The sequence below is a fragment of the Amycolatopsis viridis genome (genome assembly GCF_011758765.1).
Classification (GTDB): domain Bacteria; phylum Actinomycetota; class Actinomycetes; order Mycobacteriales; family Pseudonocardiaceae; genus Amycolatopsis_E; species Amycolatopsis_E viridis.
In genome coordinates this window covers 5,189,823-5,214,019 of the sequence record NZ_JAANOU010000001.1, presented here as the reverse complement: position 1 = coordinate 5,214,019, position 24,197 = coordinate 5,189,823, and the positions used below count along the sequence as shown (strand labels likewise).

At 71.9% G+C, this 24,197-nt stretch carries 23 protein-coding genes; 14 read left to right on the top strand and 9 right to left on the bottom strand.

What is annotated here, in order from left to right:
- Positions 1-32 precede the first annotated feature (32 nt).
- Positions 33-416 (bottom strand): winged helix-turn-helix transcriptional regulator, encoded by a 384-nt coding sequence (locus FHX46_RS25770; RefSeq protein WP_167120039.1) that lies wholly within the window; start codon positions 414-416, stop codon positions 33-35.
- Positions 417-483: 67 nt separating this feature from the next.
- Here FHX46_RS25770 and FHX46_RS25765 point away from each other — a divergent pair, with 67 nt between their 5' ends.
- From FHX46_RS25765 to groL, 3 genes are all read left to right on the top strand, one after another.
- The gene (locus FHX46_RS25765; protein ID WP_167120036.1) at positions 484-1,338 is read left to right on the top strand and encodes an NADP-dependent oxidoreductase; all 855 of its coding nucleotides are present in this window, start codon (positions 484-486) and stop codon (positions 1,336-1,338) included.
- A 436-nt stretch (positions 1,339-1,774) separates the two neighbouring features.
- Entirely contained in the window at positions 1,775-2,068 is a 294-nt protein-coding gene (groES, locus tag FHX46_RS25760) for a co-chaperone GroES (protein WP_026153773.1), read from the top strand.
- A gap of 77 nt (positions 2,069-2,145) precedes the next feature.
- Positions 2,146-3,762 (top strand): chaperonin GroEL, encoded by a 1,617-nt coding sequence (groL, locus tag FHX46_RS25755; RefSeq protein WP_167120033.1) that lies wholly within the window; start codon positions 2,146-2,148, stop codon positions 3,760-3,762.
- A gap of 89 nt (positions 3,763-3,851) precedes the next feature.
- Here groL and FHX46_RS25750 read toward each other — a convergent pair whose 3' ends face one another.
- Entirely contained in the window at positions 3,852-4,592 is a 741-nt protein-coding gene (locus tag FHX46_RS25750; protein ID WP_167120030.1) for an SDR family NAD(P)-dependent oxidoreductase, read from the bottom strand.
- A gap of 15 nt (positions 4,593-4,607) precedes the next feature.
- On the opposite strand from FHX46_RS25750, the gene FHX46_RS25745 reads away from it, so the two are divergent.
- Positions 4,608-5,216, top strand: coding sequence for a TetR/AcrR family transcriptional regulator (locus FHX46_RS25745; protein ID WP_208400286.1), 609 nt, complete (start codon positions 4,608-4,610; stop codon positions 5,214-5,216).
- Between the two features lie 41 nt (positions 5,217-5,257).
- Here FHX46_RS25745 and FHX46_RS25740 read toward each other — a convergent pair whose 3' ends face one another.
- Complete coding sequence (locus FHX46_RS25740; protein ID WP_167100381.1) at positions 5,258-5,560, bottom strand: WhiB family transcriptional regulator; 303 nt, start codon at positions 5,558-5,560, stop codon at positions 5,258-5,260.
- Between the two features lie 273 nt (positions 5,561-5,833).
- Here FHX46_RS25740 and FHX46_RS25735 point away from each other — a divergent pair, with 273 nt between their 5' ends.
- The 5 genes from FHX46_RS25735 (at position 5,834) to FHX46_RS25715 (ending at position 10,102) form a co-directional block, all read left to right on the top strand.
- Positions 5,834-6,733, top strand: coding sequence for a MerR family transcriptional regulator (locus tag FHX46_RS25735; protein WP_167121679.1), 900 nt, complete (start codon positions 5,834-5,836; stop codon positions 6,731-6,733).
- A gap of 1 nt (position 6,734) precedes the next feature.
- Positions 6,735-7,580 (top strand): hypothetical protein, encoded by an 846-nt coding sequence (locus FHX46_RS25730; RefSeq protein WP_167120027.1) that lies wholly within the window; start codon positions 6,735-6,737, stop codon positions 7,578-7,580.
- 141 nt (positions 7,581-7,721) lie between these two features.
- Positions 7,722-8,318: a response regulator transcription factor gene (locus FHX46_RS25725; RefSeq protein ID WP_017986686.1), complete on the top strand. Its 597-nt coding sequence runs from the start codon at positions 7,722-7,724 to the stop codon at positions 8,316-8,318.
- Between the two features lie 251 nt (positions 8,319-8,569).
- Positions 8,570-9,142, top strand: a complete 573-nt coding sequence (locus tag FHX46_RS25720) for a sigma-70 family RNA polymerase sigma factor (protein ID WP_167100375.1) — start codon at positions 8,570-8,572, stop codon at positions 9,140-9,142.
- On the top strand, positions 9,143-10,102 hold the full coding sequence (locus tag FHX46_RS25715; RefSeq protein ID WP_167120024.1) for an anti-sigma-D factor RsdA: 960 nt from the start codon (positions 9,143-9,145) through the stop codon (positions 10,100-10,102).
- Between the two features lie 75 nt (positions 10,103-10,177).
- Here the strand turns inward: FHX46_RS25715 and FHX46_RS25710 are convergent, their stop codons facing one another.
- Positions 10,178-10,567, bottom strand: a complete 390-nt coding sequence (locus FHX46_RS25710) for a DUF5319 domain-containing protein (protein WP_313886246.1) — start codon at positions 10,565-10,567, stop codon at positions 10,178-10,180.
- Positions 10,568-10,740: 173 nt separating this feature from the next.
- Here FHX46_RS25710 and guaB point away from each other — a divergent pair, with 173 nt between their 5' ends.
- Positions 10,741-12,243, top strand: a complete 1,503-nt coding sequence (guaB, locus tag FHX46_RS25705; protein WP_167100366.1) for an IMP dehydrogenase — start codon at positions 10,741-10,743, stop codon at positions 12,241-12,243.
- Positions 12,244-12,317: 74 nt separating this feature from the next.
- On the top strand, positions 12,318-13,451 hold the full coding sequence (locus tag FHX46_RS25700) for a GuaB3 family IMP dehydrogenase-related protein (RefSeq protein WP_167120018.1): 1,134 nt from the start codon (positions 12,318-12,320) through the stop codon (positions 13,449-13,451).
- Positions 13,452-13,517: 66 nt separating this feature from the next.
- On the opposite strand, the gene FHX46_RS25695 is transcribed toward FHX46_RS25700, so the two are convergent.
- Positions 13,518-14,516: a class I SAM-dependent methyltransferase gene (locus FHX46_RS25695; RefSeq protein WP_167120015.1), complete on the bottom strand. Its 999-nt coding sequence runs from the start codon at positions 14,514-14,516 to the stop codon at positions 13,518-13,520.
- Positions 14,513-17,125 (bottom strand): HAD family hydrolase, encoded by a 2,613-nt coding sequence (locus FHX46_RS25690; protein WP_167120012.1) that lies wholly within the window; start codon positions 17,123-17,125, stop codon positions 14,513-14,515. The genes FHX46_RS25695 and FHX46_RS25690 overlap by 4 nt, the downstream gene beginning before the upstream one ends.
- Positions 17,126-17,268: 143 nt before the next feature.
- Here FHX46_RS25690 and FHX46_RS25685 point away from each other — a divergent pair, with 143 nt between their 5' ends.
- A complete protein-coding gene (locus FHX46_RS25685; RefSeq protein WP_167120009.1) occupies positions 17,269-19,002 on the top strand; it encodes an FAD-dependent oxidoreductase in 1,734 nt (577 codons plus the stop codon).
- On the opposite strand, the gene FHX46_RS25680 is transcribed toward FHX46_RS25685, so the two are convergent.
- On the bottom strand, positions 18,974-20,419 hold the full coding sequence (locus tag FHX46_RS25680) for an aldehyde dehydrogenase family protein (RefSeq protein ID WP_167120006.1): 1,446 nt from the start codon (positions 20,417-20,419) through the stop codon (positions 18,974-18,976). The genes FHX46_RS25685 and FHX46_RS25680 overlap by 29 nt on opposite strands.
- 224 nt (positions 20,420-20,643) lie before the next feature.
- On the opposite strand from FHX46_RS25680, the gene FHX46_RS25675 reads away from it, so the two are divergent.
- Positions 20,644-21,006: a hypothetical protein gene (locus tag FHX46_RS25675; protein WP_167109614.1), complete on the top strand. Its 363-nt coding sequence runs from the start codon at positions 20,644-20,646 to the stop codon at positions 21,004-21,006.
- Positions 21,007-21,016: 10 nt separating this feature from the next.
- Complete coding sequence (gene guaA, locus FHX46_RS25670) at positions 21,017-22,576, top strand: glutamine-hydrolyzing GMP synthase (protein ID WP_167120003.1); 1,560 nt, start codon at positions 21,017-21,019, stop codon at positions 22,574-22,576.
- A 44-nt stretch (positions 22,577-22,620) separates the two neighbouring features.
- Here the strand turns inward: guaA and FHX46_RS25665 are convergent, their stop codons facing one another.
- Positions 22,621-22,860: a hypothetical protein gene (locus tag FHX46_RS25665; RefSeq protein WP_167120000.1), complete on the bottom strand. Its 240-nt coding sequence runs from the start codon at positions 22,858-22,860 to the stop codon at positions 22,621-22,623.
- Entirely contained in the window at positions 22,853-24,085 is a 1,233-nt protein-coding gene (locus tag FHX46_RS25660) for a PspC domain-containing protein (RefSeq protein ID WP_208400284.1), read from the bottom strand. The genes FHX46_RS25665 and FHX46_RS25660 overlap by 8 nt, the downstream gene beginning before the upstream one ends.
- Positions 24,086-24,197 lie beyond the last annotated feature (112 nt).

Genomic DNA, 24,197 nt, shown 5'->3' with positions numbered 1-24,197 from the left:
AGGAAACTACCGACGGTCAACCCGGTTGGGAACTACCGGACCGGTCCGGGTGTCGGCCGGTTGTCGAACGCCTCCCGGGCCGCCAGGATCTCGTCCACGTGCTCCTGGGCCCAGTCGCCGAGGATGGAGAACATGTCCCCGACCTGCGCGCCCAGGTCCGTCACCGCGTATTCGACCCGCGGCGGCACGGTCGGGTAGACGGCCCGGTCGACCAGGCCGTCGCGCTCCAGGACGCGCAGCGTCTGGGTGAGCGATTTCTGCGTGATGCCCTCGAGCAGGCGGCGCAGCTCGTTGAACCGCATCGGGCCGTCGTGGCGGCGCAGTGAGCTGAGTACCAGCAGGTTCCACTTGTTGGCGAGCGTGTCGAGCACGGTGCGGGCCGGGCAAGCCTTCAGGTAGGACTGGACGGTATCCATGAGGTACCTGGATATCAGGAAGGTGCCTTCTTTACAACGGATACCGTACGAGTCGACGATCTTCGGCATGCGAGCTGTTGATGTGCGGGCCCTGGGCGGGCCCGAGGTGCTGGAGGTCGTGGACGCGCCGCGTCCGGTGCCGGGACCGGGCGAGGTACTGGTGCGGGTGCACGCGGCGGGGGTGAACCCGGCGGACTGGATGCTGCGCCGTGGACTCATCGAGCAGTGGCCGTTCGAGCCGCCGTTCCGGCTCGGGCTGGACTTCTCCGGTGTGGTCGAGGAGACGGGGGAGGAGGTGTTCGGGCTGGTGATGTCGCAGTGGGGCGCGTACGCCGAGTACGTGGCGGTGCCGTCGTCGGCGTTGGCGCCCAAGCCGGCTGAGCTGGACCACGTCGCGGCCGCCGCGTCGCCAACCGCGGTGCTGACGGCGACCCAAGCGCTTGCCGGCGTGCGGCCGGGACAACGGGTGCTGATCCACGCGGCGGCCGGCGGGGTCGGGCACGTCGCGGTGCAGGTGGCGAAGGCGCGGGGCGCGTACGTGATCGGCACGGCGCGGCCGGTGAACCACGACTTCCTGCGCGCGCTCGGGGCGGACGAACTGATCGACCACACGGCGGTGGACTTCACGACGGCGGTCGCCGGGGTGGACGTGGTGTGCGACCTGGTCGGCGGTTCCTACGGGTCACGCTCGCTCGAGGTCCTCACGCCGGACGGCGTGCTCATCGACGCGCAGGGCAACGACGCGACGGAGGACCCGCGCTACCGGCGGTTCTACGTGCAGCCCTCCGGCGCGGAGCTGGCGAGCGCGGTGGAGGGCGTCCGGGTGCACGTGTCGCAGGTGCTGCCCCTGGAGGACGCGGCGAAGGCCCACGAGCTGAGCGAGAGCGGCCGGGTGCGGGGGAAGATCGTGCTGACCGTGTAGACGGCGAGCGGCCCGGGACCACACGGTGGTTCCCGGGCCGCTCAGGTCGAGGCCGGCGCTAGCAGCTTCCGCAGCACCCGCATCCGGAGCCACTGCACGAGCTGCAACAGCTGCAACCACCCATCGGAACACCATCCCTTCCAGTCGCGTCCGGGCCGGTTCCCAAGGTAGGGAACGGCCCGGAACGCCGACACCGCTCAACGAGTGAGATGGCGACCCCGCTCCGTGATCAGGCCGGTAAAGCCGCCGGTCAGGCACCCCGGCGGGCCGGCCGTGCCGTACCGGGGGACCCTCCTTGCGCGGCTAGCACTCCCGTGGCTAGAGTGCTAATCGAAGGCACCGCACACGCCCCGGCACCCGCGACGGCGGGGGTGGTAGGCGCCGAAACCAAGTAAGTACCTGCCAACGCTTTCGACGACCCGTGGAGGTCAACCCGGTGAGCGTGAACATCAAACCGCTCGAGGACAAGATCGTTGTCCAGACGAGCGAGGCCGAGGAGACGACCGCCTCCGGCCTCGTCATCCCCGACACCGCCAAGGAGAAGCCCCAGGAGGGCAAGGTTCTGGCCGTGGGCCCGGGCCGTGTCGACGACAAGGGCAACCGCATCCCCGTCGACGTGAACGTCGGGGACGTCGTCATCTACTCGAAGTACGGCGGCACCGAGGTCAAGTACAACGGTGAGGACTACCTGATCCTGTCCGCTCGCGACGTGCTGGCTGTCGTCAACTGACATCGGCGCTGCGGTGAACGCCCCGGGCCCCGCTGGAAAGCCGGGGACGGGGCGTTCTGCTGTCTGAGAGGACTTCCATGCCCAAGCAGATCAACTTCGACGAGGACGCTCGTCGAGCGCTCGAGCGCGGCGTCAACAAGCTGGCCGACGCGGTCAAGGTCACCCTCGGCCCGCGCGGCCGGCACGTCGTGCTGGACAAGAAGTTCGGCGGCCCCACCATCACCCTCGACGGGGTCACCGTCGCGCGGGAGATCGAGCTGGAGGACCCGTTCGAGAACCTGGGTGCGCAGCTGGCCAAGAACGTGGCCACCAAGACCAACGACGTCGCCGGCGACGGCACCACCACGGCCACCGTGCTGGCGCAGTCGCTGGTGAAGGTCGGCCTTCGCAACGTGGCCGCCGGCGCCAACCCGGCCGGTCTCGGCAAGGGCATCGAGGCGGCCGCGGAGAAGGTCATCGAGGTGCTCAAGTCCAGGGCCACCCCGGTCAAGGGCCGCGACAACATCGCCCAGGTCGGCACGGTCACCTCGCGTGACGCCACCATCGGCGCCCTGCTCGGCGAGGCCGTGGAGCGGGTCGGCGAGGACGGTGTGATCACCGTGGAGGAGTCCTCCACGCTGGCCACCGAGCTCGAGATCACCGAAGGTGTGCAGTTCGACAAGGGTTACCTGTCGGCGCACTTCGCGACCGACCCGGAGGAGCAGCGGGCGATCCTGGAGAACGCCTACGTGCTGCTGCACCGGGAGAAGATCTCGGCGCTGGCCGACCTGCTGCCGGTCCTGGAGAAGGTCGCCGAGTCCAAGAAGCCGCTGCTGATCATCGCCGAGGACGTCGAGGGCGAGGCGCTGTCCACCCTGGTGGTCAACGCCCTGCGCAAGACCCTCGTCGCGGTCGCGGTGAAGGCGCCGTTCTTCGGTGACCGCCGCAAGGCGTTCCTGGACGACCTGGCCGTCGTCACCGGTGCCCAGGTCATCTCGTCCGAGGTGGGCCTGAAGCTGTCCGAGATCGGCCTCGACTCGCTGGGCACCGCCCGGCGCATCGAGATCACCAAGGACAACACGACGATCGTCGACGGTGCCGGCACCAAGGCCGACATCGAGGCCCGCATCGCGCAGATCCGCAAGGAGATCGAGACCACCGACTCCGACTGGGACCGCGAGAAGCTGCAGGAGCGGCTCGCGAAGCTGGGCGGCGGCGTGGCGGTGATCAAGGTCGGCGCGGCCACCGAGACCGAGCTGACCGAGCGCAAGCACCGCATCGAGGACGCCGTGGCTTCCACCAAGGCGGCCGTCGAGGAGGGCATCGTGCCCGGCGGTGGCTCGGCGATCGTGCACGCGGTCAAGGAACTGGAGGGCGACCTCGGCCTCTCCGGCGACGAGGCCACGGGTGTCCGCATCGTGCGGGACGCCCTGACCGCGCCGCTGAACTGGATCGCCGCGAACGCCGGCTACGAGGGCCCGGTCATCGTGTCCAAGGTGCAGGAGCAGGGCTGGGGCTACGGCTTCAACGCCGCGACCGGCGAGATCACCGACCTGCTGCAGGCCGGCATCGTCGACCCGGTCAAGGTCACCCGCTCCGCGGTCGCGAACGCGGCCTCCATCGCCCGTCTCGTCCTGACCACGGAGAGCACCGTGGTGGACAAGCCGGTCGAGGAGCCCGAGGACACCGGCCACGGTCACGGTCACGCACACTGACCACGGCAGAAGGCCCCCGCGACCAGCGGGGGCCTTCTTCTTCTGGCGGGGCGGAACCGCCGGTGCCGCTCCGGGTCAGTTGGGGCGTGTCACGCGTTCACGCCGCCGTCCACGGTGATCGTCGACCCGGTGATGAACGCCCCGGCGGGCCCCGCGACGTGGGCGACGGTCGCCGCCACGTCGTCCGGGGTCGCGTGCTGCCCGGCGGCGGACAGCGCGAGGATGCTCGCGGCGTGCGGCCCGTCGGCCGGGTTCATGTCCGTGTCCGTCGGTCCCGGGTGCACGACGACCGAAGTGATCCCGCGCGGACCCAGGTCCCGCGCGAAGGCGCGGCTCATCCCGACCACGGCCGCCTTCGACGCCGAGTACGCGCTCATGCCCGGCCCGGTCACCCGCTCGCCCAGGGTGCTGCCGATCGTGATGACCCGGCCGCCGGTCCGGAGGTGCCGTACCGCCGCCTGGGTCGCCACGAACACCGCTCGCACGTTCACCGCGAGCGCGCGGTCGAAGTCGGCCAGGCTGAGGTCTTCGACCGTGCCGATCGGGAAGACGCCGGCGTTGTTGACCAGCACGTCCAGTCCACCGAGCGCCTCGGCGGCCTGGTCGACGGCGGCGGTGAGCGCGTCCGCGTCGGCGCTGTCCGCCTGGATCGCGAGCGCCTTCCGGCCCAGCCCCTCGATCGAGGCCACCACCTCGGCGGCCCGCGACGCCGCGCGTTCGTAGGTGAGCGCGACGTCCGCCCCTTCCGCCGCCAGCTTCCGCGCGATCGCGGCGCCGATACCGCGGCTGCCCCCGGTCACGAGTGCCACCTTGCCGTCCAGCGAACCCATGCGCCTTTGCGAAGCATGTCACCACGCGGCCGTCCACGCGCCTTCGACCGGGACGCGGCACTGGACCAGGCGATGTACGTCTTCTGGGAGCGCGGTTACGAGGGCACCTCGCTGTCCGATCTGACCGCCGCGATGGGTATCGGCTCGCCGAGCCTGTACGCGGCTTTCCGCGGGAAGGAGCCCCTGTTCCGGGAGGCGGTCGAGCGGTACCGCGAGCGGTTCGCCCACCACCTGCCGGAGGGAACGGCGGTGCGCGAGGCGCTGGAGACGTGGCTGCGGGACAGCGCGCGGGAGTTTGTGGCGAGTGACCATCCACGCGGCTGCATGGTCGTGCTCGCCGCGGTCAACTGCACCGAGCAGAACCGGCCGGTGCAGGATTTCCTCGCGGAGAAGCGCCGGGGCAATCTGACTGAGCTGGAGGAGCGGCTGCGCCATGCGGTGGCCGAGGGTGACCTGCCCGGGGATGCCGACATCGCGGGGATCGTCCGGTTCTACGGAACGATTTTGCACGGCATGTCGATTCAGGCCCGCGATGGCGCGGAACTCGCGGACCTGGAGGCGGTCATCGACACCGCGATGTCGCTGTGGCCGCGATTCGCCGGAAAAAGGACGGCACCCGGCTGACACGTGTGCCCCGGGTGCCGTCCTGAGTTTTTCCGTTCCGGCTAGTGCCCGGAAAGGGTCAACTGCGGTTTTCCGGTGCGGATGATGGTCTCCCGTTCGGCCTCCGAGAGCCCGCCCCAGATCCCGTAGGGTTCGTGCACCGCGAGTGCGTGCTCCCGGCACAACCGCAGCACCGGACAGGATTGGCAGATCGCCTTCGCGCGGGCCTCCCGTCGTGCTCTCGCCGGCCCCCGCTCCCCGTCCGGGTGGAAAAACGCGCCGCTGTCCATCCCCCTGCACGACCCCCGTAGCTGCCAATCCCAGATATCGGCGTTCGGGCCCGGGAGCCTGCGCGTGTCTGCCATCGTGACCGCCCTCCGATTCGGTCCTGCCACCCCTGCTGTGTTGCCCGGCGATTACTCCGAATGGCGCAACGGCGGTAACGTTAGAAGCGCGCCAATAGTTGTTCAAGGGAATCCGGGTGATTCAGCCGTCAGGTTCCCCCGGATGCGTGAGATCAGGCCCGTAAACAGGCAAAATAACGAAACCGATTCAAGTTGCCCCGTTCGAGTGGCGCCGGGATATTGGACCGGGTGAGCCGTCCGAGGGGTGCCGGTCAGACCGAGCCGACGATGCCCGTGGCCGCCGTCGCCCGGCGGCTCGGGGTCGCGCCGTCGACGCTGCGCACCTGGGACCGCCGCTACGGGCTCGGCCCGAGCCGGCACACCGGCGGCAAGCACCGCCGCTACTGCGCCGCCGACATCGGCCGCCTCGAACTGATGCAACGCGCGCTGCTGCGCGGGGCGTCCACGGCGGAGGCCGCCCGCTACGCGCTCCAGCAGATGCCGAAGTCGTACTCCGCGGTTCCGCAGACCCCGGCGCAGCCGCTGCCGCCGCCCGCCGAGCACACGGCGGCGGCGCGCAACGGCGCCGCGGCCCGGAGGCTCCGCGCGGCCGCGGTCGCGCTCGACGGCCGGGCCGTGCAGCAGACGCTCCACGACGCGATCGGCGCCGCGGGGGTGCTCGAGGCCTGGGAGGGCGTGATCGCCCCGGTCCTCGACGCGTGCGGCAACGGCTGGCCCGGCACTCCGGCCGGCGTGGAGGTGCAGGCGCTGCTGACGGAGTGCGTGCTCGCCGCCGTCGTGCGGGCCACCCCGGTCCTGGACCATCCGCGCAACCAGCGCCCGGTACTGCTCGTCCGGGCGCCGGGCGAGCCGGACCCGCTGCCGCTGCACGTGCTCGGTGCCGGTCTGGCCGGGCGCCGCATCGGCACGCAGCTGTTCGGCCTCCCGCTGCCCGCGCCCGCGCTGGCCGCGGCCGTGCGGCGCAGCTCGCCCGCGGCGGTCGTGCTCTGGGCGGGCCGTTCTGCGGAGGCCGACCCCGAGCTGTTCCCCGAGGTGTCCCGGGGCGGGCTGCGCAGCCGGCTGTTCGCGGCGGGTCCGGGCTGGGCGGACGTCGAGCTGCCGGACCGGGTCGAACCGCTGCCCGGCCTGCGCACCGCCGCGGACCGCATCGAGTACGTTCTGGTGGGGAAGTGACGTGCACGAGATCGAACTGCGAAGAGCGGCCTTCGGCGACCAGCCGGCGCCGGGCCTGCTCCCGGCCGGCGGGACGCCGGTGCACCGGCTGCTGGCCGCCATCGTGCTCGGCGCACAGGCTCGCTACGCCGCCGCGGTCACCCTGCTGAACCCGCTCACGCGCGACCGCGACCCGGTGATCGCCGCACTCGCGTTGACCACCCTCGCCTCGCACCGCAGGCAGCTCGGCGGGCACGTCGCGGCGCGTGCCCTCGACGGCACCGCCCTCCGCCACGCCTGCGCGGCGAACGGACCGGGCGGCGGCAGCGACACCGATCCGGACGGCCTCGACGCGCCCGGCGCGCTCGCCGATGCGCTGCTCGGCCTGGCGGCCGATCACCTCGGCACCGGCCGGCTCACCGCCTCGCGGCGCGTGCTCCGCCGGGCGGCCGCCGCCGCGGCGAGCTGGCGCACCCGGACCCGGCTCGGCTGGGTCACCGCCGAGCTCGCGCTCGCCGCGGGTGACGGGTCGGCGGCCGTCGAGTCCGCCGAGGCGGCCCTCGCCGAGGCCGTCGCCGCCGGCTCGGTCCGGCACACCGTCAAGTCCCGGCTCGTGCTCGCTGCCGCGCTCGGCACCATCGGGCAGAAGCGAAGAGCCCGGGAGCTCGTCTCCGGCGCGCAGGCGGACGCGGACGCCTATGATTTGTCCTCGTTGTCCTGGCCCGCCGGGCTGATCGCGGCCGATCTGTGGCCCGCCGAGGCGGACCGCCACCGATCGCGAACCGCCGCGGTGTTACACGCAGTGTTACTAGGGTCCGATCCGGAGGGGAGGCGGCTCGCCCGTGAATCACCGTGGGTGCCGGTCTGATCTCCGGTGCGGCCATCAGTCGGCCATACCGACATCCGGGCGAAGAAGTTCCCAAAAAAAGCCACCGGATCGTGTCAAGGTACGGCCTCAAGCGTCCGATAGGGGATATGGAATGTCACCCGGCTGCAGGAAGGAACACCCGTGACGACGGTCTTGATCTGCGACGACCGACGCAGTGTCCGCGAAGGGCTCACCCGCGTGATGTCTGCTGTCCCCGGTGTCAGTCGCATCGACTGTGTAGCGCACGGTGACGAGTTGCTGGCCCGGTACTCGCGGCAGCCGGTCGACGTCGTGCTCGTCGGCACCCAGCGCGCGATGCCGGCCGGGGTGGAGGCGACTCGGCGGCTGGTGTCCGCCAACCCCCAGGCCAACGTGATCGTCTTCGGCGCGCCGGACGACGCCGGCAGCATCGCCGCCGCCATCGCCGGCGGCGCGCGCGGCTACCTGCGCTGGGACGCGTCCCGCCCGGAGCTGGTCGCCGCCCTCGCGCACACCCTCGCCAGCACCTCCGTGCCCGCGCCGCGCCAGCCGGCCGACCCGGGCGTCCAGCTCACCGAGCGCGAGCTGCAGGTGCTGCGCGGCATGAGCCAGGGCAAGAGCAACGGCCAGATCGGCCGTGAGCTCTACCTGTCCGAGGACACCGTCAAGACCCACGCGCGCCGGCTGTTCCGCAAGCTCGGTGTGCGTGACCGCGCGCAGGCCGTCGCCCACGGCTTCCGCCGCGGCCTGGTCTCCTGACGCGACGCGCGGATCCAGCGAAAATTTTTCGCGAATCCGCGCGTTGCTTCGCTCATGGGCACTCCGAGAGGCCGTCTTCGTGCGATACTGGGCGTCCTCGGCGTTCCGGGGCCGCGACGGGTCATAGCCGACCGCGCACACGCGGCGCCGGCGTCGGCAGGTACGGTAGGCATCACCGGCGTGAGCGATATGGGGGTTGCCGCGCCGTTGATTCTGCACGCCTACACGTAACGCTGGGACTGTTGTCTGCGATGGCCAATGTGGGGGACGGGCTGGACGAGCCAGTCGCCGCCGCTGTCGAGGGGGATCCCCAGGCAGTCGAGCGGCTCTTGGCCGCTATCCGTCCCCTGGTGGTGCGGTATTGCCGCGCCCGGGTCGGGCGACAGGAGCGGTCGTTCGCCTCGGCAGACGATGTGGCCCAGGAGGTGTGTTTAGCAGTGCTCACGGCGTTGCCTTCGTACCGTGACCAAGGGCGCCCGTTCCTGGCCTTCGTGTACGGCATCGCCCAGCACAAGGTGGCCGACGCGCACCGGGCCGCCGCGCGCAACCGGGCCGAGCCCGTCGCCGAGCTCCCCGACGAGATCGAGGGCGACATCGGGCCGGAACAGCGTGCTCTGCAGGGGGAGTTGAACGAGCGCATGGCACAACTGCTGCGGGTCCTGCCCGACAAGCAGCGCGAGATCGTGGTGCTGCGGGTGGTGGTCGGCCTGTCCGCCGAGGAGACCGCGGACGCGGTCGGCTCGACGCCGGGCGCGGTCCGCGTCGCCCAGCACCGTGCGCTGGCGCGGCTCCGCAAGGCGCTGGCGTCCGAGGAGGTGGCCTGAGTGACCGATCGCGAAGACGGTAGACGTGAGCTCGACGAGCTCGAGTTCGACTCGACCATGCTGAGTTCGTCGCAGGTGGAGTTCGAGGCGGACCTCACCGCGATCCGGGCGGACGACGCTCTGCTCGACGCGCTGGGCGGGTCCGACCCCGGGATCGCCGACGACCTGGGCGACCAGGAACTCAACGCGCTGCTGCTGTCCTGGCGACGGGACATCGACAGCGAACCGCTCGCCGAGCTCATCGACACCGACACCGCGGTCACCACGATCAGGACGGCCGCGCTGGCTCGCCGCCACGGGCAGCGGGCGCGCCGTCGCCGCCTGCTCGTGCCGGTCGCCGCGGCCGCCGCGGTCCTCGCCATCGGCTTCACCGGCACCAGCGTCGCCGCGCGCGACGCGCAGCCGGGTGACACGCTCTGGGGTCTCACGAAGGTCCTCTACGCCGACCACGCGCGGTCGGTCGAGGCCGCGTCCGCGGCCCGGATCGAGCTCCAGCAGGCCAGCATCGCCTTGTCCCAGGGCCGCATCGCCGAGGCGCAGCAGGCGCTCGCCCAGGCCGCCGCGAAGCTGAGTCAGGTGACCGAGGAGGAGAACCTCAGCCAGCTGATGGCCGAGCACCAGCAGCTCGCCTCGATGCTGCCGAGCTCCACCACGACCACGTCGGGCTCGTCGGCGTCGTTGCCCTCGTCGGCCGCGCTGCCGGCGCCGAGCTCGACCAAGCCGCCGGCCTCGTCCACCACGACCACGACGCTGCCCACCACGACGACGACCCCGTCGGAGAGCAGCACGCCTCCGACGAGCTCCACGTCGCCGAGCAGCACGACGCCGCCGGCGTCTGACGGCACCTCGGGCGGCGCGCGGTACGACCCGCCCGACACCGGGAGCGGCACCGGTCAGAAGTCCTCCGGGGTGGGTACCGGCACCGGAACCGGGACCGGCTCGAGCACCAGCTCGAACTGATCGGATCCGCGAAAACAGGCTCGTACGACGAAGGCCCGGCCGCTTCCGGCCGGGCCTTCGTCGCGTGTGGTCAGGTCAGTAGGCGCTTTCGGTGGTCGTGATGCCGTCGGCGAAGCCGCGGCAGTAGTCCCAGCTGACGTAGTCGGCCGGGTCGGGGTCGAAGGCCGGCTCGTGCGGGCGCATGCGCCCGTCGGCGAGCAGTTGCTCGAGACTCGCGCGCAACAGGTGCCAGTCGTGGTAGTGCGGCTGGTCGCACTCGCCGCAGTCGACCACGATCCCGCGCACCCCGCGCGGCTCCAGCAGTGCCTGGTAGACCGCCAGGTCGGACAGGTCCGCGAGGAGCTCCGCGCGCGCCTGCGCATCCATCGGTTCGGCCAGCTCGTCGTCCCCGAAGCCGGCGAGCTCCCGTGCGGGGTCGTCCGGGTCGTCGGCGAACGGGTCGGGGGGCAACACTTCGTGCGGCACGCGTGGCACCGTACCCGCCCGACCCGGTCGGGTGTCCAGGGCCTTTCCGTCCTCCGGGCGGGCAGCGAGTTTCCCCCGTCACGTCTGGCCCCTGCCCGGCCCTTGTCCGGGCGGCGGCCAGATACCATCGAGTGCAGGTTCACCCGCCACCACCAGGAAGGTCAGCCCCCCAGATGACGAGCGAGTTCGCCCCGGAAGACAAGTTCGCGATGCTCGGGTTGACCTTCGACGACGTGCTGCTGCTGCCGGCCGAATCGGACGTCGTGCCCAGCAGTGTCGACACGTCCACCCGGCTCTCCCGCAACATCACCCTGCGCATCCCGCTGGTCTCCGCGGCCATGGACACCGTCACCGAGGCCCGCATGGCGATCGCCATGGCGCGGCAGGGCGGCGTGGGCGTTCTGCACCGCAACCTGCCGATCGAGGAGCAGGCCGCGGCCGTCGAGGTCGTCAAGCGCTCCGAGGCCGGCATGGTCACCGACCCGGTCACCTGCTCCCCGGAGGACACGCTCGCGGAGGTCGACGCCCTGTGCGCCCGGTTCCGCATCTCCGGCCTCCCGGTCACCGACGCGTCCGGCGCGCTCGTCGGCATCATCACCAACCGCGACATGCGCTTCGAGCTGGACCACAGCCGGCCGGTCAGCGAGGTGATGACCAAGGAGAACCTGATCACCGCGCAGGTCGGCGTCACCGCGGACGCGGCGCTGGGGCTGCTGCGCCGGCACAAGATCGAGAAGCTGCCGATCGTCGACGGTGCGGGCAAGCTGCGCGGGCTGATCACCGTCAAGGACTTCGTCAAGACCGAGCAGTACCCGCACGCGACCAAGGACCCGGACGGCCGCCTCGTCGTCGGCGCGGCGGTCGGTGTCGGCGCGGCCGGTCACCAGCGCGCGATGGCGCTGGCCGACGCGGGCGTGGACGTGCTGATGGTGGACACGGCGCACGGCCACTCGCGGGCGGTCATCGACATGGTCGCCACCCTGAAGAAGGAGCTGGGCGACACGGTCGACGTCGTCGGCGGCAACGTCGCCACCAGGGCCGGGGCCCAGGCGCTGGTGGACGCGGGCGCGGATGCGGTCAAGGTGGGCGTCGGCCCGGGCTCGATCTGCACCACCCGGATCGTCGCCGGTGTCGGCGTGCCGCAGATCTCCGCGATCTACGAGGCGGACAAGGCGTGCCGCCCCGCCGGGGTACCGGTGATCGGCGACGGCGGCATCCAGTACTCCGGGGACATCGCCAAGGCCATCACCGCCGGCGCGTCCACCGTCATGCTGGGCAGCCTGCTGGCCGGCACCGCCGAGTCGCCGGGCGACCTGATCCTGGTCAACGGCAAGCAGTACAAGACCTACCGCGGCATGGGGTCGCTGGGCGCCATGCAGTCGCGCGACGGGCGCAAGTCGTACTCCAAGGACCGCTACTCGCAGGACGATGTGCTCAGCGAGGACAAGCTGGTGCCGGAGGGCATCGAGGGCCGCATCGGCTTCCGCGGGCCGCTGGCCAGCGTCGTGCACCAGCTCGTCGGCGGGCTGCGCTCGGGGATGGGGTACGCGGGTGCGGAGACGATCGAGCAGTTGCAGCGGGCGCAGCTGGTGCGGATCACCGCCGCGGGCCTGAAGGAGAGCCACCCGCACGACGTCACGATGACCGTCGAGGCGCCCAACTACACCTCGCGCTGACCCCTGGGCGCAGGTCACACTCGTGGCCTAGCGACAATGGGCCGTCAACTACTGGCGGCGAGAAGGGACCTGACGTGCGCGATCTGGTCGAGATCGGCATGGGACGCACCGCGCGACGGGCGTACGACCTCGATGACGTGGAGATCGTCCCGTCCCGGCGGACCCGGTCCTCGGCGGTCGTGTCCACTGCCTGGCAGATCGACGCCTACCGGTTCGACATCCCGATGGTCACCCATCCGACGGATGCGGTGGTGTCACCGGACACGGCGGTCGAGGTCGGCAAGCTGGGCGGCCTCGGCGTGCTCAACGCCGAGGGCCTGTGGGCGCGCCACGCGAACGCGGAGCAGGCGCTGCTCCGCCTGCTGGACGCCGCGAAGGACGAGGACCGCACCGCGCTGACCCGGACGTTGCAGGAGCTGCACTCCGCGCCGGTGCGGCCGGAGCTGCTGGCCGAGGCCATCGGCCGTGTCCGCGACTCGGGCGTGACGGTCGCGGCGCGGGTGAGCCCGCAGCGCGCGGCCGAGCTGACCCCGCACCTGATCGCCGCCGGCGTCGAGATCCTCGTCGTGCAGGGCACGATCATCTCCGCGGAGCACGTCGCGCACGACGACGCCGACCCGCTGGACCTCAAGGACTTCATCGGTGGCCTGGACGTGCCGGTGATCGCCGGTGGCGTCTCCGACTACCGCACGGCGATGCACCTGATGCGCACCGGCGCGGCCGGCGTGATCGTCGGCCACGGCTACACGCCGGGCGTCACGAGCACCGACCGCGTGCTGGGCATCGGCGTGCCGATGGCGACGGCGATCATCGACGCCGCCGCCGCACGCCGCGACTACCTGGACGAGACCGGCGGCCGGTACGTGCACGTCCTCGCCGACGGCGGGATCACCAGCTCGGGTGACATCGCGAAGGCGATCGCCTGCGGTGCGGACGCCGTGGTGCTCGGCTCGCCCCTGGCTGCGGCCACCGAGGCCCCGGGCCACGGCCTGTACTGGACGGCGGCGGCCGCGCACCCGTCGCTGCCGCGTTCGCGGGTCGCCGCGGGCCCGGACATCGAGGTGGACCTCAGGACGCTGCTGTTCGGCCCGTCGTCGGACGCCGAGGGAGCGGTGAACCTGTTCGGCGCGCTGCGCCGGGCGATGGCCAAGACCGGGTACTCCGACCTGAAGGAGTTCCAGCGCGTCGGCCTCTCGGTGCGCGGTTAGGCCACGGCTGCACCCGGGTGGTGGCGGGCGAGGCGCGCCCCCACCCGGGGTATCGGTGAAGCCGGCTCACTGCCGCCGCAGGACGCGGTCGGCGAGCGAGGGGGAACGCTCGTCAACCATCGCGCGCAGCCGTTCGTTCTGCCGGCGCAGCTCGCCGGCCTGAGCGCGCAGGTCCGCGGTCTCGGCCGTGAGCCGGTCGATCTCCTGGCGCTGCCGGTTGACGGTCTCCGCCATGGTGTCCGCGTCCTCCGCGTGCGCGACCGCCTCGAACTGGAGTTGCAGCAGGCGTGTGTAGAGCGCGATGCGGTTGTTCTCCATCGTGTACAGCAGCCGCGAGTCGCGGTACGGCGCCAGCGCGCCGAGCAGCGCCTCGTGCCGGGTCACCACCCCGACACCGAAGATCGCCGGGACCATCGCGAGGTGCCAGCCGTCGTGCGCGGCGAGCGCGTCCTCGACCGCGGTGAGCACGCCGTTGCGCTCGCCGCCGGCCTCCTGCGCGGCGGTGAACGCGCCCAGGCCGACGAACCCGGCTGGCGTCAGCTCGTCGTGCCACACCGTCGGACCGTCCGCACTGGACGGATGCCGGTCCTCCGGCGCGAGCCGGGACGGCAGGTAGTACTGGTCCCGCCGCGAGCACGGCCACAGCAGGTCGTGCAGCACGGCCACGGCGTCCGGCGCGTTCGCCAGCACCCAGTCCAGCTCGGCGCGCACGGTGGCGTAGTTGTGGTCGCCGTCGAGCACGTACAGATCGGCGACCGGCAGCTCCGGCAGCACGTCCGGGGAGTGCGCTTCGACCAGGTGCAGGGCCGGGTTCGCGCGGAGCGCGGCGCGGAGGCTGTCCGTCGGTTCCGGGTCGACGCAGTACACCGCCGTCGCACCCAGCTCCGTGTAGATGCCGCTGACCTGCCCGGATTCCACCCCGACCTCGACCACTGTCCTGATCGGACGGTGCGCGTAGACGATCTCGAAGATCTCCCGGAAACAGGACAGCGAATGCAGGAGCACGGGCCCCTGCCGGGCGGCCCGGGCCTGGGCGTGCGGGTCGGTGCGGGTGCCGTAGTTCACTTGCCGCTCCGCAACTGCCGCACCGCGATGCGGGCGGCCGAGGTGGCCAGACCGACCGTCCCGCGCGCCCGGAGCTCCTCACGCACCCGGCTGGTCACCCGCGTCATGCGCGACGCCGACGGCGGGTGCCCGCCGAGCCCGGTTCGCGACTTCGGCAGCGTCGCGAACGCCACGGTCACCTGCCCGGACGTCACCGGCGCACCCATCCGTGCGGCGACCGGGAACCAGATCGCCGACTCGTCGGCCTCGAACTCGAACAGCGTGCCGCCCAGCCAGCGGCAGGCGGCGTGGATCAGCCCGGCGAAGTCTTCGGGCTGTTCCCATCGCTCGATGCGCGCCACGCTCTGGCCGGGCACGTGCGCCCGCACCTCGACCCAGTCGATGCGCACCAGCGCCGGGCGGCCGGGGATCGCGACCGCGAGGTCGGTGACGTCGGCCGAGCGGAAGTCCAGCCGGGCGAACGACAGTCCATTGTGGTTGATCCGTACCCGGCGCCGCGGGCCGTCGTGCCATTCCCCGTCGCCGGTGCGCAGACTCAGGCGCGTCTCCGCCGGATCTTCGGACGGCTCGAACAGATCCGGATCCACCTGCCGCTCGGCCAGCGCCCGCGCGCCGGCGGCCAGGCGGGTGTCCGACGCGGCCAGCAGGGCCGGCCAGAACGCGTCGCGCATCGCCAGGTCGCCCAGGTCGGCGGGGGACAGGTAGGGGATCGCGGGCACGAGGTCCTCCGGGACGACCCGGGTGACCAGCGCGGAACCGAAGTTGTCCTCGTGCGCCCAGTTGCCGAACACCGCGGCCTCCTCGGCGTTCGGCGCCTTGAGCGCGGACACCAGGATGTTCGCCAGCCGGTGCCGGGCGGTACCGGTCAGGTCCGCCCGGCTGTCGTCGGCGTACCGGTACCACTGGACCTGGAACTCGCGGATGCCGTCCTGGACCGCGCGCCGCTGCGCGAGCTGAGCCTCGCCGTCCGAGGCCGGGCCGAGCACGGGGGAGCCGTCGTCGGCGAAGTCCAGCAGCGACCCGCAGAAGTCGTTCACCGACTGCTCCAGCACTTCCGGGCTGCGGCTGATGGTGCGCGCGATCTCCGGTGGGTGCCCGCCCTGGCTGAGGTAGCCCTCGATGCGCAGCCCCGCCCGGAACACGCGCGTGGAGCGGTCGTCGGTGGCCAGGTAGAAGCCGGCGGGCCGGATGCCGGTACCGGACACGTCGAGCACCCGGCCGAGGAAGTACTGGATCGTCCCGCCCCAGCCCAGGTCGACCAGCGCCGGTTCCCGCGCGTCCAGCATCCCGGCGCGGCGCAGCTCGGCCAGCACGCGCTCGCGGATGCGGGTCACCGTCACGGTCAGCCGGTTCCGCAGGTGGGCGGTCTCGGTGAGCGCGCCGCAGACCAGGTCGACGGCGGGGTCGTTGTCCAGGACCGCGTCGAGCATCTCCGCCAGCGGCGGCACGTCGCCCGGTCGCAGGTGCAGGGCCTGGAGCAGATGGTGGACGGTGAGGCCGTGCCGCTGCCGGATGAACTCCCGCAGCGAGACCGGGTCGGCCGGGTCGAGCGCGGCCAGCGACGTGACGTGCCGGGACAGCCAGACCGGCCGGGCCTCCACCGACCAGCCACGGGCCTGCGCGGCGTTGTTGATCAGGGTGGAGAGCATCGTGCCCTCGCGCATCGGGCACCACAGCACCGGGATGCCGGAGTCGTGGGCACGCCGCGCGACCCATTCCGCGAACCCGGTCAGCACCGGGCCGAGCACGGAGGCGCCGTAGCGCCACGCGGTGCGGATCGGCGTCTGCGCTTCCGGATCGGCGCGCAGCAGCGTCTTCGCGCGCAGGCTCGTCAGGCCGAAGTCGCCGAGGTCGAGGTCCAGGTGCTCGCCGAGCGGGTCCTCCAGGCCGAGCGGTTCGCGTTCCCGTTCCAGCACCACGTGGAACTGCTCGTCGAGCCGCTCGTAGTGCACGGTCCGGATGCCCAGCTTCCCGGGCACCTCGACGTCGGCGACCGGGTTGTCCCCGATGTGCACGACCTGCTCGGGGAGCACGCCCAGGTTGTCCAGCACGATCTTCCACAGCCCGGACGCTTTGTCGAGGCCGTGCTGGTGGGAGCGGAAGATCCGCGCGTCGCGCAGGGCACCCAGGCCGGGCCGGTCCAGCAGCTCGGCGAGGTGCTCCTCGGTGAAGTAGGTGTCGGACACCAGCACTGTCGGCACGCGGTGCTTCGCGGCCAGCTCGACCAGTTCGGCGATGTCGGCGTCGGGGACGGTGAAGTCCCGCTCGCAGGTCACCTCGGCGCGCACCAGCTCGGGCAGGCCGGCGTCGAAGATCGCCAGGGGCATGTGCTGCCAGATGTCGGACAACGACACCTCGGGCCCCAGGGCCGCGTCACTGCGCCGCGCGTCCTGTTCGGCGGTGATCCGCATGCGCCGGAACGCGGCGGGCGTGACCCACTCCGGGCAGCGGCCGTCGCGCACGAGGCGGGCGCCGAGCACGGCGAACACGTCAGTGGGACGGGGCGTACGCCGCCACAGGATGGTGTCGAAGATGTCGAGTGACAGTGCGGCGCACGAGCCGTCGCTGATCAGGCGACTGACGCGCTCGAGCGAGGGCGGTAGTGACAAATCGGGCTCCCCAGGTGTGATGTTGATGTACAACGTTAAACACTCGCCTGGGCGAGACACGTAACAAAACGCCCACAGGTTGCCCGAACCCATCGGTAACTTACTACTGGTCACATCGGTGTGGTCGTGGTTACGCTTTACCTGTGACCACGCGTAACAGCAATGCGGCTGACTATGACGTCATCGTGGTCGGATCGGGGTTCGGCGGCAGCGTCGCCGCGCTCCGGCTGACCGAGAAGGGCTACCGGGTGGCGGTCGTCGAGGCGGGCCGCCGGTTCGCCGACGACGAGTTCGCCAAGACGTCCTGGGACCTCAAGCGCTACCTGTGGGCGCCCGCACTGGGCTGCTTCGGCATCCAGCGGATCCACCTGCTGCGGGACGTGATGATCCTCGCCGGCGCCGGGGTCGGCGGCGGGTCGCTGGTCTACGCCAACACCCTGTACCGGCCGCTCAAGCCGTTCTACCAGGACAAGCAGTGGGCCCACATCACCGACTGGGAGTCCGAACTCGCGCCGTACTACGACCAGGCGAGCCGGATGCTCGGAGTGGTCACCAACCCGAGCGTGACCCCGTCGGACGAGGTCATGCAGAAGGTCGCCGCCGACATGGGAGTCGCGGACAGCTACCACCCGACACCGGTCGGCGTCTTCTTCGACAAGCCGGGCGAGCGGGTGCCGGATCCGTTCTTCGGCGGCGCCGGGCCGGAGCGGACGGGCTGCACCGAATGCGGCTCGTGCATGACCGGCTGCCGCGTCGGCGCGAAGAACACGCTGGTCAAGAACTACCTGTACCTCGCCGAGCAGGGCGGAGCGAAGGTCATCCCGCTCACCACCGTCACCGCGGTGCGCCCGCGCGGGGACGGGTCGTTCGAGGTCGACGTGCACAAGACCGGCACCCGGTCGAAGAGGTTCCGGACGACGCTCACCGCCGGACAGGTCGTGCTCGCCGCGGGCACCTGGGGCACCCAGCGGCTGCTGCACGACATGCGCGACCGCGGCGTGCTGCCCCGGCTGTCGCCCCGCCTCGGGGAGCTGACCCGCACCAACTCCGAGGCCATCATCGGCGCCGGCCGTCCCGCCGTGGACCCGGCACGCGACTTCAGCAAGGGCGTCGCGATCACCTCGTCGTTCCACCCCGACGAGTCCACCCACATCGAGCCGGTGCGCTACGGCAAGGGCAGCAACGCGATGAGCCTGCTGCAGACGATCGCCACCGACGGATCCGCGCCGGCGCCGCGGTGGCTGCAGGCCGTGCGGTTCATCGCCAAGCACCCGCTGCAGAGCGCGAAGCTGCTCAACGGGTACCGGTGGAGCGAACGGACCGTGATCCTGCTGGTGATGCAGAGCCTGGACAACTCGATCACCACGTACACCAGGCGCGGCCTGTTCGGCCGGCGCAAGTACACGTCCAAGCAGGGGCACGGCGAGCCGAACCCGACGTTCATCCCGGCCGGGCACCGGGCCAACGAGCTGACGGCGAAGCACATCGACGGCATCGCTGGTGGCACCTGGGGCGAGATCTTCGACATCCCGCTCACCGCGCACTTCATCGGCGGCGCCCCGATCGGCACCAGCGCCCAGGACGGCGTGATCGACCCCTACCACCGGGTGTTCGGTTACCCCGGACTGTCCATCGTGGACGGCACGGCGATCACCGCGAACCTCGGCGTCAACCCGTCGCTGACGATCACCGCGCAGGCCGAGCGCGCGTTCTCCTTCTGGCCGAACAAGGGCGAGCCGGACGCGCGGCCCGGCCAGTCGCAGGGCTACCGGCGGATCCAGCCGGTCCCGCCGAAGCACCCCGCGGTGCCGGCCGACGCTCCGGCCGCCCTGCGACTGCCGCTCGTGGCTACAGGTCGATCCCGGCGAACACGGTGACCTGCTCCTCGGTGAGGTCGTGCATGGCGGCGAGCACGCCTTCGCGGCCCACCCCGGAGCCCTTCACCCCGCCGTAGGGCATCTGGTCGGCCCGGTAGGACGGCACGTCGCCGATGATCACTCCGCCGACCGCGAGCTCGGCGGAGGCGCGGAAGGCGAGGCGCACGTCGCGGGTGAACACGCCGGCCTGCAGGCCGTAGGCGGAGGCGTTGACCGCGGCGAACGCCTGGTCGGCGTCGTCCACCACCGAGACGGCCAGGACGGGGCCGAAGATTTCCTCCGACCAGGCCTTCGTGTCCGCGGGGACGCTGGTGAGCAGGGTCGGTTCGACGGTCGCGCCCTGGCGGGAGCCGCCGGCGAGGAGTTTGGCGCCGGCGGCGACGGCCTCGTCGACCCAGCTGACGATCCGCTCGGCGGCGGCTTCGTCGACGACCGGGCCGACGTCCACCCCCGGGTCGTAGGGGTCGCCGGTCCGCAGCGCCGCGATCGCCTCGGCGAGCGCCGGGATGAACTCGTCGGCGACGGACCGCTCGACGATGACCCGCTGCACCGCAATGCACGACTGGCCGGCCTGGTAGTTGCCGAAGGTCGCGACGCGTTCCGCGGCACCCGCGAGGTCCGGCCAGTCGGCGAGCACCACCGCCGCTGCGTTGCCGCCCAGTTCGAGGACGACGTGCTTGCGTGGCGCGGCGTCGGCCAGCGACCAGCCGACCGGGCCGGAACCGGTGAACGACACGACCGGCAGGCGCGGGTCGGCGACGAGCTTCGCGGTGTCGTCGTTGCCGAGCGGCAGGACCGAGAACGCGCCCTCCGGGAGGTCGGTCTCGGCCAGGATCTCGCCCAGGACCAGCGCGGACAGCGGCGTGCGCGGCGCGGGCTTCACGATGATCGGTGCGCCGGCCGCGAGCGCGGGGGCGACCTTGTGGGCGACGAGGTTGAGCGGGAAGTTGAACGGCGCGATGCCCAGGACCGGGCCGCGGGGCACCCGGCGGACCAGCGCGAGGCGCCCCTCGCCCGCGGTGTCGGTGTCCAGCCGCTGCAGGTCCCCGGAGAAGCGGCGGGCCTCCTCGGCGGCGATGCGGAACACCGACACCGCGCGGCGCACCTCGGCCTCGGCCCACTTCAGGGGCTTGCCGTTCTCGGCGGTGATCAGCTCGGCGAGTTCCTCGGCGCGCTCGGCGAGCTGCCGGGACGTGTGGTCCAGCGCGGCGGCCCGCTGGTGGGCGGGCGCCGCGCGGAGCTTCGGCGCGACGGCGACGGCCGCGGCCACCGCGCGCTCGACCTGGTCCGCCCCGGGCACCGCGACGGTCGCCACCTCGCTCCCGTCGAACGGGTGATGGACGGTCAAGGTGCTCGTGCCCTGCTCCGGACGGCCGGCGATCCAGGCCGGCCGCGGTTCCGGCGTGATGGTGTCCATGCCGAACAACTTAGAACGCCTGACGGAGCGTGGTTCGGGTCTCGCCGCGTCCACCGCATCGGGTGAACGCTTGCACGGACGGAGCCGGGAACAACTCCGGTGGCAGGTCCGTTGTAGAGAGCGGTCGGTGCGGTCCGTGTCCCCCGGGCCTCACCATTTCAGCCGTCAGGGAATACCGGTTCGGCCGGAGCCCTGTTCGGACCCCTCGCCGAGAGGCGACCGCCGTGCCGGCCACCCAAGCCGCGAAGGCCCCGGACCACGCGTCCGGGGCCTTCGTCGTGCCGGCTACAGCTCGACCACGTCCCGCAGCGCGCCCAGCAGCGCACCGCCCGCTGGTAGGTGGCCGCGAACAGGCGCGATGGCGAGGAGCTCGGCGCGGCGGGTGCCGGGCGACCGCCGACAGCCGGGAACGCTTCTACGGCGCGATCTTCCCCGGCTACGGGCTGGCCTGGAGGCTGGTCCTGGCCGGGATCGAGGTCGTGCTGCCGCCGCTGTTCTTCTGGCTGGCGCGCAAGCCGCCCCGACCACGTCCCGGGGTGCACGTGACTCAGCCCACCTGGGACGATGGAAGACACACGTCGTCCTGATGGAGGTCCGGTGTCCAATCCGAGCGGTCCGGTGCTCGTCGTCGACTTCGGCGCGCAGTACGCGCAGCTGATCGCCCGCCGCGTCCGCGAGGCGCAGGTGTACTCCGAGGTGGTGCCGCACACGGCGCCGGTCGACGAGATCCTCGCGAAGAACCCGTCGGCGATCGTCCTGTCCGGCGGCCCGGCCAGCGCCTACTCGCCCGACGCACCCGGGATGGACCCGCAGCTGGCCAAGGCCGGGGTGCCGATCTTCGGCATCTGCTACGGCTTCCAGGTCCTCGCCCAGGCGCTCGGCGGCACGGTCGAGGCGACCGGCCGGCGCGAGTACGGCCGCACCGAGGTGCACGTCGCGGCCGACGGTGGCGTCCTGCACCGCGAGCTGCCCGAGCGGCACCAGGTGTGGATGAGCCACGGCGACAGCGTCACGAAGCCGCCCGCCGGGGCGCGGGTCACCGCGACCTCCGAGGGCGCCGCCGTCGCGGCGTACGAGAACGTCGAGGACCGCATCGCGGGTGTGCAGTACCACCCGGAGGTGCTGCACTCGCCGCACGGCCAGGAGGTGCTGCGCCGCTTCCTGCACGACATCGCCGGCCTCAAGCCGGAGTGGACCACGGCCTCCATCGTCGAGGAGCAGATCGCCCGCGTCCGGGAACAGATCGGCGAGGACGGTCGCGCGATCTGCGGCCTGTCCGGCGGGGTCGACTCCGCGGTGGCCGCCGCGCTGGTCCAGCGCGCCATCGGCGACCGGCTGACCTGCGTCTTCGTCGACCACGGCCTGCTGCGCACCGGTGAGCGGGCCCAAGTCGAGCGGGACTTCGTCGCGGCCACCGGGGTGAAGCTGGTGACCGTCGACGCCCGGGAACGCTTCCTGAACGCCCTCGCCGGCGTCACCGATCCCGAGGAGAAGCGCAAGATCATCGGTCGCGAGTTCATCCGCGTCTTCGAGCAGGCCGAACGCGACCTCAAGGCCGTGGGCGACTACCGGTTCCTCGTGCAGGGCACGCTGTACCCCGACGTCGTCGAATCCGGTGGCGGCACCGGCGCGGCCAACATCAAGAGCCACCACAACGTCGGCGGCCTGCCCGAGGACCTGCAGTTCGAGCTGGTCGAGCCGCTACGGCTGCTGTTCAAGGACGAGGTCCGCCGCGTCGGGCTGGAGCTGGGCCTGCCGGAGACGATCGTGCACCGCCAGCCGTTCCCCGGCCCAGGGCTGGGCATCCGGATCATCGGTGAGGTCACCGCGGACCGGCTGGAGACGCTGCGGGCGGCCGACGCCATCGCGCGCGAGGAGCTGACCGCCGCGGGCCTGGACCGGGACATCTGGCAGTGCCCCGTGGTGCTGCTCGCGGATGTCCGCAGTGTCGGCGTCCAGGGCGACGGCCGCACCTACGGCCACCCGGTCGTGCTGCGGCCGGTGTCCAGCGAGGACGCGATGACGGCCGACTGGACCCGCCTGCCCTACGACGTGCTGGAGCGCATCTCCACCCGGATCACCAACGAGGTCGCGGAGGTCAACCGGGTCGTGCTGGACGTGACCAGCAAGCCGCCGGGCACCATCGAGTGGGAGTGACCGGAAAAGGCGGGAGCCGCGGCTCCCGCCTTTTCCGTTTCTGGTCATCTGCGCCGGCCACCGCGCATCGAGGCGGCCAGCATCAGAACCCCGACGAACACCGCGCCGCCGGCCAGCACCCACTTCAGGTCGAACGAGGGCAGCCACCCCGCGCCGTCCGACAGGACGTAGGCCGAGACCAGCAACGTCGCGACGCCGAGGATCAGCGTGAACACGTTCACGCCGCGCCGCCGCTCCGGCACGGTCTCGGTGCCGTAGGAGTACGGGTTTTCCTGGTCAGCCACGACGCACCTCCGCTGTTCCCGCACCCTGGTCCACCTTCAGGGTGAGCTGCAACCCGCCCGGCCCGTCCGGGCCGTAGTCGACGCCGGTCAGCGACCTGACCCCGAGGCCGGAACTCTCGTGGCCGAAGCAGTCCACGGTTCCGGCCTGCGACTCGCACGTGTAGGTCACATCGGCCGTGGCGGGCACCCGGACCGTCGTGTCGCCCGCACCGAGGTGCACCTCGGTCGCCACCGGCACGTCCGTTGGCAGGCCGGTCAGGTCCAGGTCGATCGTCCCGGCCGTGCGCTGGTAGCTCGGCAGCACCTGCGCCGCGCTCGCGGGCCGGGCCGTCAGGTCGCCCATCCCGCCCGAGTAGCCGCTCAACGACGTCGACGTCAGCGCCACACCCACGATCGACAGCGGCACCGCCAGGAGCACCAGCTTGCGTCCGGCGCCGGCGAACGCGCCGGCCACCATCCCGACACCCAGCACACCGAGCACCAGGCCGATGACGTGCGGCGCGGAGAACCACGTGGTGCCGGTCGAGCCGAGCGCCGTTCCCGCGCCGGCCACCAGCAAGGCCAGCGCGAACGCGGCCACGCCGATCTTGCTCCGCCGACGCGGCGCGCGCGGCGGTGGCGGCGGGGCCGGCGCCGGGGTGGGATCGGGGAGATCCCAGGCCATCGGGTCGGCGGCCAGCGGATCCCAGCCGGTGTCGCTCGTCCGGGTGGCGCCCGGACCGGACATCGAGAACGCCGCCGTGGCCGAGCGGGTCACCGGCACCGGCCGGTAGAGGTGCCCGCGACCGCGGTGCAGCAGGTACAGCGCGGTGACCATCATCGCCGCCCCGATGATGCCGCCCCCGTCGAACCAGCCCCCGGCGAACGCCCAGCTGGACAGCGGGAAGAACAGGACGGCCAGCACGATCGTCAGTGCCTTGCTCATCGAGCTGCGGCCCTGGCCGAACAACGACTCGACCGGCGACACCTCGTCGCCCTCGGCCGGGAACAGCAGCCAGCACAGCAGGTAGAGCGAGGCGCCGACACCGCCGAAGACGGTCGCCGTCACGAACGCCACCCGCACGATGACCGGGTCGATGCCGTACCGGTTGCCGATGGCCGCCGCCACACCGCCGATCTTGCCGCCCCGCGCGGGACGGCGCGGTCGGCTGGCCCAGAAGTCCTTCACGGTCTCCTCGAAACCGCTCAGGCCATGCGGTTTCGGAGCCTCTGCCGTGTCGTTCATGGTGACGAGGATGGTGCAGCGGGCCGCCCGCGCACATCGGGGAACGACCCTGAGATTTCGTGGGCGGGGATCCCGGGGGAATTCCCCGATGGATCGTGTTCGCCGCCGTGCC

Bases quoted from the DNA above. Each gene is read 5' to 3' on its own strand.
- FHX46_RS25720 (WP_167100375.1), top strand. From the start codon at position 8,570: ATGGCCAATGTGGGGGACGGGCTGGACGAGCCAGTCGCCGCCGCTGTC.
- FHX46_RS25765 (WP_167120036.1), top strand. From the start codon at position 484: ATGCGAGCTGTTGATGTGCGGGCCCTGGGCGGGCCCGAGGTGCTGGAG.
- FHX46_RS25750 (WP_167120030.1), bottom strand. From the start codon at position 4,592: ATGGGTTCGCTGGACGGCAAGGTGGCACTCGTGACCGGGGGCAGCCGC.
- groL (WP_167120033.1), top strand. From the start codon at position 2,146: ATGCCCAAGCAGATCAACTTCGACGAGGACGCTCGTCGAGCGCTCGAG.
- FHX46_RS25660 (WP_208400284.1), bottom strand. From the start codon at position 24,085: ATGAACGACACGGCAGAGGCTCCGAAACCGCATGGCCTGAGCGGTTTC.
- FHX46_RS25740 (WP_167100381.1), bottom strand. From the start codon at position 5,560: ATGGCAGACACGCGCAGGCTCCCGGGCCCGAACGCCGATATCTGGGAT.
- guaB (WP_167100366.1), top strand. From the start codon at position 10,741: ATGACGAGCGAGTTCGCCCCGGAAGACAAGTTCGCGATGCTCGGGTTG.
- FHX46_RS25680 (WP_167120006.1), bottom strand. From the start codon at position 20,419: ATGGACACCATCACGCCGGAACCGCGGCCGGCCTGGATCGCCGGCCGT.
- FHX46_RS25770 (WP_167120039.1), bottom strand. From the start codon at position 416: ATGGATACCGTCCAGTCCTACCTGAAGGCTTGCCCGGCCCGCACCGTG.
- FHX46_RS25745 (WP_208400286.1), top strand. From the start codon at position 4,608: ATGTCACCACGCGGCCGTCCACGCGCCTTCGACCGGGACGCGGCACTG.